Consider the following 8,722-nt stretch of genomic DNA (forward strand, 5'->3'; position numbering starts at 1 on the left):
TGTTTACTGCATTTCTGCAGAAAGAGATGCCGTGGCTGCCGCTGGAAGAGGATGGTCGTCTGCATGATGACGCTATCCGCGAAAACTTTATCGGCCGCGTCTATGCGCTGCACGAATTCAACGAAATGTGGCGCAGCGGATTATCGCGCCACAAGCTGATGGCCTTCCATAGTCGCTACAAATTATTGCTGCTATCTCATGCGCAGGACGAATATCGCGAGATGGGCCGCTTTGTCGCGGCGATGGATCAGTGGGATTCGCTGGAGGATTACGCCTTTGAGTACCGCAATCGCTTGATGCACCTGATGTCACATCAGGCATCGCGACGTAATCACACCAATGTGCTGATGCATGTACAAGGCTACTTCCGTCCGCAACTGAGTTCGCCGCAGCGGCAGGAGCTGGCGCAACTGATTGATCGTTATCGTCAGGGCGTACAGCCGCTGTTAGCACCGATCACCATGCTGAAACACTACATGGCGGAATATCCGCATCCGTGGCTGGCACAACAGCGCTACTTTGATCCATATCCAGAAGCGCTGCGTTTGCGCTACGGACAATAATTTCGGGGCTTTATGACCACCCATTTAGTTTGGTTGCGTAACGATCTGCGCATCAATGACAACATGGCGCTGGCCGCTGCCTGCCGTGATAGCCAGGCTACAGTGATTGCGCTGTTTATAGCCACACCACAGCAGTGGCAGCAGCACCACATGGCACCTAAGCAGGCGGCGTTCATCCAGCAAAATCTCAGTTTGTTGCAGGAATCGCTGGCCGAACGCGGCATTCCTTTGCACTTCCATCAGTGTGATGACTTTGCCGCTTCGATTGATCATCTGGCGGAATTTTGCCAGCAGCAGCAGGTTGATGCGCTGTTCTATAACTATCAGTACGAAATCAACGAACGAGAACGCGATGCCAGGGCGGAGAAACGTCTGGATGCGCTGGGCGTGATTTGTCAGGGATTCGACGACAGCCTGCTGTTGCCGCCGGGCAGCGTGCAAACTGGCAGCAACACCATGTTCAAGGTATTCACGCCGTTCAGCAGAGCTTTTGTTCGTCGCCTGCATCAGGGCTTGCCGGAGTGCTATCACGCGCCGAAAGCGCGTGACGGCGCGCCCATCAGCATCAAAAAGAAGATCCCCGCCTTTGATTATCCCTATGAAGCCTTTGATGAAACCATGTTCCCGGCTGGGGAAGAGGCCGCGTTAAAACAGCTGCGCCACTTCGCCAAACATGCGGTGCAACATTACCCGGATCAGCGTGATTTGCCGGCCATTGACGGCACCAGCCGGTTATCGGCCTATCTGGCGATAGGCGTGTTGTCGCCGCGTCAATGTCTGCATCGCGTATTGAAAGAGCATCCCGATGCGCTTAACGAGGGCAAGGCTTTTACCTGGCTGAACGAACTGATTTGGCGCGAGTTCTATCGTCATCTGATGGTGGCATTTCCCGCGCTGTGTAAGCATCAGCCGTTTGTCGACTGGACGCGCAACGTGGATTGGCAGCAAAACGAAGCGCATCTCAAAGCCTGGCAGCAGGGTAAAACCGGCTATCCGATTGTTGATGCAGCCATGCGTCAGCTCAACACGCTCGGCTGGATGCATAACCGCTTGCGCATGATTACCGCCAGTTTCCTGGTGAAGGATCTGTTGATCGACTGGCGTGAAGGTGAGCGCTATTTCATGCAGCAACTTATCGATGGCGATCTGGCCGCCAACAACGGCGGCTGGCAGTGGGCCGCGTCAACCGGCACCGATGCCGCGCCCTATTTTCGTATCTTCAATCCCACCACGCAGGGCGAGCGCTTCGATAAACAGGGCGCGTTTATCCGTCAGTGGCTGCCGGAACTCAGCGACGTGCCCGACAGCGATATCCACCAGCCGCAGGTGTGGGCGCAGAAAAATAACAAGAAACTCGATTATCCCGCGCCAATCGTGGAACATAAGGACGCACGTAAAAAGACACTAGACGCCTTTGAGCGCGCTCGCAGCGCGGCTTGAGGCGGTCAGGGAGCCGTAATGAATAATGTCGAGTTAGAACAGATCGTCAACCAGCAGCTGAATAACAGCGCCTTCAGCGACTATGCGCCGAACGGTTTGCAGGTTGAAGGGCGCGCCGAGGTGAAAACCATCATCACCGGCGTCACCGCCTGCCAGGCGCTGCTGGATGAAGCGGTGAAGCGCAACGCCGATACGGTGCTGGTGCATCACGGATATTTCTGGAAAAGCGAAGCGCCGGTGATTAAAGGCATGAAGCGCCAGCGTCTGCGTACGCTGTTAGCCAATGATATCAACCTGTATGGCTGGCATCTGCCGCTGGATGCGCACCCCGAGTTGGGTAATAACGCGCAGCTGGCGCGCCTGTTTGATATTGAAGTGAAAGGCGAGATTCAGCCGCTGGTGCCGTGGGGCGAACTTGCAGAACCTTTGAGTGGCGCGGCGCTGGCGCAGAAAATTGCCCAGCGTTTAGGTCGCACACCGCTGCACTGCGGCGATAACGCGCCGGCATTGATCAAGCGCGTCGCCTGGTGCAGCGGCGGCGGTCAGGGTTTTATCGATAGCGCCGCAGCCTTTGGCGTTGATGCCTTTATTACCGGCGAAGTTTCTGAGCAAACTATCCACAGCGCGCGCGAACAAGGTTTGCACTTCTTTGCCGCTGGACACCACGCGACCGAACGTGGCGGCATCAAGGCGCTGGGCGAATGGTTAGCCACCCATCATGGCCTTGATGTGACCTTTATCGACATCGACAATCCTGCCTGATTCTTCCATTCTCACGCCCTTAACCTGCGTTTAAGGGCGCAAATCTGTTGACACATCTCTGTCACTTTCGCATAACTTATTGCCTTTACGCATAAACGAGACATGCGGTCGTCATGAATGGCGACCCTACGTTATGTTTTGAATTTGACCAGGAGGTTGTTTTTTGCAACGAGCACGTTGTTATCTGCTAGGTGAGCGCGCGGTGGTGCTGGAACTGGAACCGCCGGTTTCGTTGACCAGTCAGCAGCGCATCTGGGGATTGTGTCAGCGACTGCAGCAGAACGAGCAGGTAGAGGAAGTGATTCCTGGAATGAACAACCTGACGTTGCTGCTGCGCGATCCGCAACTCAATGCATTGGACGCCATTGAGCGTTTACAGCGCTGGTGGGAAGAGAGCGAAGCGCAGCTGCCGGAATCGCGCCGCGTTGAAATCCCGGTGGTGTACGGCGGCGCAGGCGGACCCGATCTGCAGGTGGTGGCGGATCGCGCCAACATGACGCCAAAGCAAGCGGTAGAACTGCACAGCAGCATCGATTATGTGGTCTATTTTATCGGCTTCCAGCCTGGTTTCCCCTATCTCGGCGGCCTGGATGAGCGTTTACACACGCCACGCCGTGCTGAGCCGCGCGTGCTGGTAACGAGCGGCTCAGTGGGCATCGGCGGCAGCCAAACCGGCATCTATCCTTTAGCCGCGCCCGGCGGCTGGCAACTGATTGGTCACACACCGCTTAGCCTGTTCGATCCGCTTCAGCATCCTCCGACACTGTTACGCCCCGGCGATAGCGTACGCTTTGTGCCGCAGCAGGAGGGCGTATGTTGAAAATTCTCCGCGCGGGCATGATGACCTCGCTGCAAGACCACGGCCGCGCTAGCTTCCGCCAATACGGCATCAGTGTCGGCGGCGCGCTCGATCAACCGGCAATGCGCACCGCCAATATGCTGGTGGGTAACCCCGAGCAGAGCGCGGTGCTGGAAATCGTGCTGGGACAATTTAAAGCGCAGTTTACCCGCGATGGCTGGTTTGCGTTGACAGGCGCGGGCTGCAATGCCGATCTGGATGGCAAACCGGTCTGGACTGGCTGGCGTCTGCCGGTGAAAAAAGGGCAGGTGCTGACGCTGGCAACGCCAACGCGCGGTATGCGCAGCTATCTGGCGGTCAACGGTGGTTTTGCCGTGCCGGAAATGCTCGGTTCGGTCAGTACCGATCTTAAGGCGGCGTTTGGTGGCTGGCAGGGACGTAAGCTGCAGGACGGCGACGAACTGCCGCTGGGTAAACCAACGCGTGACTTCAAAGATAAAGCCGGCGTGCGGCAACTGCTGTGGGGCAACCGCATACGCGCCTTAGCGGGCCCGGAATACAACGAGTTCTCGCGTGAGGCGCAGCAGGGTTTCTGGCGCAGCCCGTGGAAGCTCAGTCCGCAAAGTAACCGCATGGGCTATCGTCTGCAGGGACGTCAACTGCATCGCGATGCAACGCGCGATTTGCTGTCGCACGGTTTAGTACCTGGCGTGGTGCAGGTGCCGCCTAATGGTCAGCCGATTGTGTTGATGGCGGACGCACAAACTACCGGCGGCTATCCGCGCATTGCCTGCATCATCGAAGCCGATCTCTATCATCTGGCGCAAATTCGCCTCGGCGAACCGATTCACTTCATCCACTGTACGCTGGAAGATGCGATTCACGCCAAACAGCATCAACAACGCTCCTTCGACCAAATAGCCTGGGGATTGGCACATGAAGATTGATCTTAACGCCGATCTCGGCGAAGGCAGCGCCAGCGATCAGGAACTGCTGACGCTGGTGAGTTCAGCCAATATCGCCTGCGGCTTCCACGCCGGTGATGCGCAAACCATGCTGCAATCGGTGCGCTGGGCCAAAGCATCTGGCGTGGCGATTGGTGCGCATCCAAGTTTCCCCGATCGTGAAAACTTTGGTCGTACCCCCATGCAGCTACCGCCGGAAACAGTCTATGCGCAGATGATCTACCAGATTGGTGCGTTGAAAAGCATTGCGGAGAGCGAAGGCGAACGGCTGGTGCACGTCAAACCGCACGGTATGCTGTACAACCAGGCGGCGGGCGATCCGCAGCTGGCGGATGCCATTGCGCGCGCGGTGAAAGCCGTTGATAGCGGATTAATTCTGGTGGGATTGGCGGGCAGCGCGTCGATTGCGGCGGCGGCGCATCATGGTCTGCGCACCCGCGAAGAGGTGTTTGCCGATCGCGGCTATCTGGCGAGCGGGGCGTTAGTGCCACGCAGCCAGCCGCACGCGATGATTGAAGATGCCGATCAGGCGCTGGCGCAAACGCTGGCGATGGTACAGCAGCGTCAAGTGCAGAGCATCAGCGGAGAATGGGTCAAGGTTAACGCTGAAACCGTCTGTTTACACGGCGATGGCGCACACGCGCTGCAATTCGCCCGCACGCTGCGCGCGGCATTTGCGACCAGTCAGATTGCTGTCACCAGCGCATAACGTTTTACTCATTGCCCGGCATCACGCCGGGCTTTGTCTTTTCACATAAGGGAACAACATGGATAACGTGGTAAACCTCTGGCCGCTGTTGGGTATTGCCGCCATCATTTTGGGTTTTGTGCTGCGCTTTAACCCGGTGCTGGTAGTGATTGTGGCGGGCTTCGTCACCGGGCTGGCGGCGCATCTGCCGCTGGCAGACATTCTGGAAAAACTCGGCTCGGGCTTCCTCAATACCCGCAACCTGCCGCTGATTCTGCTGCTGCCGCTGGCCGTTATCGGCCTGCTGGAGCGTCATGGTCTGAAAGAGCGCGCGCAAAGCTGGATCGCGCAGATCAAAACCGCCACCGCCGGACGCTTGCTGATCGTCTACCTGTTTGTACGTGAAGCCACCGCCGCGCTGGGCTTGACCAGCCTTGGCGGCCATCCGCAGATGGTGCGTCCGCTGCTGGCACCGATGGCTGAAGGCGCTACCGAAAATCGTTACGGTGACGTCCCGCCAGACGTGCGCCATCGTCTGCGCGCCATGTCTGCGGCAACCGATAACATCGGTCTGTTCTTCGGCGAGGATATCTTCGTTGCCTTTGGCGCGATTATCTTCATGCATAACTTCATGCAGGAATCTGCCGGTATCAGCACCGAACCGCTGCATATTGCGCTGTGGGGCATCCCTACCGCGCTCTGTGCTTTCCTCATTCATTCAGCCCGTTTGGTGCGTCTCGATCGCCAGCTGTCGCGTGAATTGGGCGCGTTGAACCAGCAGGCGTTGAACGCCAAAGGAGGGAAGTAATGTTCCAGCAACAATATTTGATGTGGCTGGCAGGCGTGATCCTGCTGGTGGTCGCCGTGCTTTCCTGGCGTGACAGCGCTAACCCGCGTCGTTTTACCACCGGCCTGTTCTGGGCATTGTATGGTCTGATTTTCCTGATTGGTGATGGTGCTTACCAGCTGATGGGACAATGGGCGGGCGATGCTGAACTAGGCCGTCGCTGGTTGCATATTGGCGTGGGCGTGGCCGTAGTGTTGATGGCGCTGATTGCCGGTTTCGGTGGCGTGCGTCTGGGCCGCTATCATCAGCGCAGCGACGAGCAGAAACAGGAAAGCGCTAAACGCCTGCATAACAAACTGTTCCTGCCAGCGCTGGCGATTCCGCTGGTAACGGTGATTGGCGTGCTGGCGTTTAACCATATTCCCGGCTTGCAGGACACGGTGTTTGGTCCCGGTAATCACTCCACATTGGTGACGCTGTTCTCCATGATGATTGGCTGCCTGCTGGGCTGGCTGATCGCGTTGAAAATTACCCACGAAAAGCCGCTGCAGTCGATGCAGGAAACCCGTCGTCTGCTGGATGCGGTGGGTTGGGCGTTTATTCTGCCGCAGATTCTGGCCACGCTTGGCCTGCTGTTCACCAGCGCCGGTGTCGGCACGGCGATTTCGCACCTCACCGAGCAGTATCTGGCGGTGGATAATCGCCTGATTGCCGTCGCGGTCTATGCGGTGGGTATGGCGTTGCTGACCATGGTGATGGGCAATGCGTTCGCTGCCTTTCCGATTGTGACCGCCGGCATTGGTATTCCGATTCTGGTGCTGCAACACGGCGGTAATCCTGCGGTGATGGCGGCGATTGGTATGTTCTCCGGCTATTGCGGCACGCTGATGACGCCGATGGCGGCCAACTTCAACATCGTGCCAGCGCGCCTGCTGGAGCTGCCGGACCGCAACGCGGTGATCAAGGCTCAGGTGCCAACCGGTGTGCTACTGTTATTGGTCAATATTGTTTTGCTCTACTTCCTGATGTTCTTGTGAGGTTGCAATGAAAACGGTGTTAATGACGGCGTTTGAGCCTTTTGGTGGCGAAACTATCAACCCTTCGTGGGAAGCAGTGCGAACCTTCGACGGCAAAGAGATCGCCGGTGCGCGCATTGTGGTACGCCAACTGCCGGTGGTGTTTGCCACCTGCGGTGAAGTGCTGACGCGCGTGCTGGACGAGATTCAACCCGATCGCGTGCTGTGCGTCGGGCAAGCTGGCGGCCGCGCCGACATCACGGTTGAACGTGTCGCGATCAACGTGGATGACGCCCGTATTCCGGATAACAACCAGCAGCAACCGATCGATCAGCCAATTGAGGCGGATGGCCCGGCGGCCTATTTTTCCACGCTGCCGATCAAAGCGATGGTTGCCGCACTGCGTGAAGTAGGCGTACCGGCTTCGGTATCGCAAACTGCCGGTACCTTCACCTGTAACCACGTGATGTACAGCCTGCTGCACTGGATTCACACCAGCAACAGCAAGGCGCGCGGCGGTTTTATTCACATCCCGTATATGCCGGAACAAGCGGTGCACCATCCCGGCGTGGCCAGCATGGCGACGTCTAGTGTAATTCAGGCGCTGGAAACTTCGCTGCAGGTGATCCTGAGTACCGAAAATGATATCCGCGTCGTCGGTGGCGCCACGCATTAACAGGAGTTGTTATGCCTGAGGGACCGGAGATCCGCCGCGCGGCGGATCAGCTGGCAGAGGCAATGGTTGGCAAACCACTTACCGATGTGTGGTTTGCCTTTCCACAGCTGAAAACCTACGAACCGGCATTGATGGATGCCACCATCAACGCCTTCGAAACACGCGGCAAAGCGCTGCTCACCCACTTCTCCAACGGGCTAACGCTCTACAGCCACAATCAGCTGTACGGCGTGTGGCGCGTGGTGCCAACCGGCACGCAGCCGAATACTACGCGCCAGCTGCGCGTGCGGCTCGCTACCGCGGATAAAACCATTTTGCTGTATAGCGCGTCGGATATTGAGCTGCTCAATGCTGATACCTTAGCGGCGCATCCGTTTTTGCAACGTGTAGGCCCGGATGTGCTGGATGCCAGTTTAACGGTGGAAGAGGTGCGCGAGCGTTTGCTGTCGCCGCGTTTTCGCCGTCGCCAGTTCAGCGGCTTGTTACTCGATCAGGCCTTTCTAGCCGGCCTCGGCAATTATCTGCGCGTGGAGATTTTGTGGCACGCCGGATTGCTTGCGTCGCATCGGGCGCAGGATCTCAGCGAGCAGCAGTTGACGGCATTGAGTGAAGCGATGCTGGCGGTGCCGCGTTTGTCGTATCAGATGCGTGGCAGCATGAAGAAGTATCACGAAGAGGCAGCGTTTCGCTTCGAGGTGTTTCATCGGCAGGGCAAAAAATGTCGGCGATGTGGAGCGGTGATTGAGAAGGGCGTGCTGTCATCGCGGCCGTTTTATTGGTGTCCGGGATGCCAGTTGTAGCGTAATAAGAAAGGCGGCCAGATGGCCTAATGCTTTTTAAATCTGGTGTGGGCTCTGACACATCAGCTGCGTCACGGGCCGTCCTCGCGCCGCTGGCGCGGTGCCTTCGGCTTTCACGTCGTGCCGACGGATCGTTCGGGGATCGGCCGTCCTGGCCGCCCCGAACTGCCTCACGCATCCATGCGTGAGGCTCCTGGCCCAACGTAAAAGCCTCAGCGCTGCGAAT

At 57.8% G+C, this 8,722-nt stretch carries 10 protein-coding genes; all 10 read left to right on the plus strand.

Annotated features, from left to right (window positions below; all coding sequences use genetic code 11):
- Window positions 1–563: YbgA family protein (locus RTY00_RS13850; protein WP_312664842.1), on the plus strand; the 563-nt coding region annotated here is incomplete at its 5' end.
- Window positions 564–575: 12 nt separating this feature from the next.
- Window positions 576–2,003 (plus strand): deoxyribodipyrimidine photo-lyase, encoded by a 1,428-nt coding sequence (phrB, locus tag RTY00_RS13855; RefSeq protein WP_312664843.1) that lies wholly within the window; start codon window positions 576–578, stop codon window positions 2,001–2,003.
- An 18-nt stretch (window positions 2,004–2,021) separates the two neighbouring features.
- Window positions 2,022–2,765 (plus strand): type 2 GTP cyclohydrolase I, encoded by a 744-nt coding sequence (locus tag RTY00_RS13860; protein ID WP_312664844.1) that lies wholly within the window; start codon window positions 2,022–2,024, stop codon window positions 2,763–2,765.
- Window positions 2,766–2,928: 163 nt separating this feature from the next.
- On the plus strand, window positions 2,929–3,585 hold the full coding sequence (pxpB, locus tag RTY00_RS13865) for a 5-oxoprolinase subunit PxpB (RefSeq protein WP_312664845.1): 657 nt from the start codon (window positions 2,929–2,931) through the stop codon (window positions 3,583–3,585).
- Window positions 3,579–4,511, plus strand: a complete 933-nt coding sequence (gene pxpC, locus RTY00_RS13870; RefSeq protein WP_312664846.1) for a 5-oxoprolinase subunit PxpC — start codon at window positions 3,579–3,581, stop codon at window positions 4,509–4,511. Before pxpB ends, pxpC begins: the two co-directional genes overlap by 7 nt.
- Window positions 4,501–5,238: a 5-oxoprolinase subunit PxpA gene (pxpA, locus tag RTY00_RS13875; protein ID WP_312664847.1), complete on the plus strand. Its 738-nt coding sequence runs from the start codon at window positions 4,501–4,503 to the stop codon at window positions 5,236–5,238. The genes pxpC and pxpA overlap by 11 nt, the downstream gene beginning before the upstream one ends.
- Window positions 5,239–5,296: 58 nt before the next feature.
- A complete protein-coding gene (locus RTY00_RS13880) occupies window positions 5,297–6,025 on the plus strand; it encodes a DUF969 domain-containing protein (RefSeq protein WP_008107005.1) in 729 nt (242 codons plus the stop codon).
- Window positions 6,025–7,041: a DUF979 domain-containing protein gene (locus RTY00_RS13885; protein WP_312664848.1), complete on the plus strand. Its 1,017-nt coding sequence runs from the start codon at window positions 6,025–6,027 to the stop codon at window positions 7,039–7,041. The genes RTY00_RS13880 and RTY00_RS13885 overlap by 1 nt, the downstream gene beginning before the upstream one ends.
- Window positions 7,042–7,048: 7 nt before the next feature.
- Window positions 7,049–7,696 (plus strand): pyroglutamyl-peptidase I, encoded by a 648-nt coding sequence (gene pcp / locus RTY00_RS13890; RefSeq protein ID WP_312664849.1) that lies wholly within the window; start codon window positions 7,049–7,051, stop codon window positions 7,694–7,696.
- An 11-nt stretch (window positions 7,697–7,707) separates the two neighbouring features.
- Complete coding sequence (gene nei, locus RTY00_RS13895) at window positions 7,708–8,496, plus strand: endonuclease VIII (RefSeq protein ID WP_312664850.1); 789 nt, start codon at window positions 7,708–7,710, stop codon at window positions 8,494–8,496.
- The last annotated feature ends 226 nt before the right edge of the window (window positions 8,497–8,722 follow it).

It is taken from the genome of Pantoea sp. CTOTU49201 (genome assembly GCF_032054795.1).
Taxonomy (GTDB): Bacteria; Pseudomonadota; Gammaproteobacteria; order Enterobacterales; family Enterobacteriaceae; genus Pantoea; species Pantoea symbiotica.